The sequence below is a fragment of the Pseudomaricurvus sp. ABR4_320 genome (assembly GCF_056159445.1).
The window spans coordinates 1-937 of the sequence record NZ_JBSWVF010000071.1 but is presented as its reverse complement, the minus strand read 5'-3'; the positions used below and the strand labels follow the sequence as shown (position 1 = coordinate 937).

The window sequence follows — 937 nt, the reverse complement described above, 5'->3', positions numbered from 1 at the left end:
CGCAACAGCGGCTAATTGCAGTGAAGTATTTTTGTGTACGGTGGCGAAGCCAACACAAAAATGCGTAGCGGAAACTTGTCCGCGTGCTTGCGATTGTTAGAGGGACCTGAGCGCTTCACTTGAAATATAACCAGTGCATATTTTACGGACAGCTCCAGTCATAGTTGCAAAAAATTGCTCATTGAGTTTTATATTAATAATGCCGCCAGGCATATGAACATTGACATTAGAGCCGCACAAACCTAAGGCATTTGCAACAGACGCAGCAGCGGTACTACTTGAACCAGATGCTAGAGTATAACCCGCACCGCGTTCCCATATTTCTATCTGTATTGACGAATTATCAATGACCTTTACAAATTGTACATTAGTGCGATTTCTAAATTTTGGATCATTTTCAATGATACTTCCGTATTCTTTAGCGAAAGACGGGGTAACTTCATCGAGCAAAATGACACAATGAGGGTTGCCAACATTCGCCAAGTAGTAAATAAACTCTTTGCCGTTAATATCAATGATGTTAGCACTAGGAGTTGGTTCTCCAGATAATTCGTGCGTAAAACGTACCTTTCCCATCCCGACGGATACTGAAAGACCTCGATTACCCACCGTTGATTTTACAACACCACCTTTTGTTTGGATCGTGAATTCATTATGGGATACGAGAGACTGATCCCAAAGGTATCTTGAAAAAATTCGTAATCCGTTACCACTTTTCTCAGCTTCACTTGCATCTGGGTTAAAAATTCTAAGGGAAAAGTCACAACTATCGCTGTCCTCTGGGCCATAAAGGATACCATCAGAGCCCACACCAAAGTGACGATCACATATAGCTGTAATGTTAGCTTCAGAAAGTGGCTCATTTAAATCCTTAGGGTCTATAACGATGTAGTCATTGCCCAAAGCGTGGTACTTGCTGAACTTCATATGTTCCCTC

The 937-nt window shown here is 41.8% G+C and carries 1 protein-coding gene; it reads right to left on the bottom strand.

Annotated elements, in window-relative coordinates; all coding sequences use genetic code 11:
* Positions 1-96: 96 nt before the first annotated feature.
* Positions 97-937 (bottom strand): diaminopimelate epimerase (gene dapF / locus ACXAFR_RS27400; protein WP_475183355.1); only part of this gene is annotated, 841 nt, incomplete at its 5' end.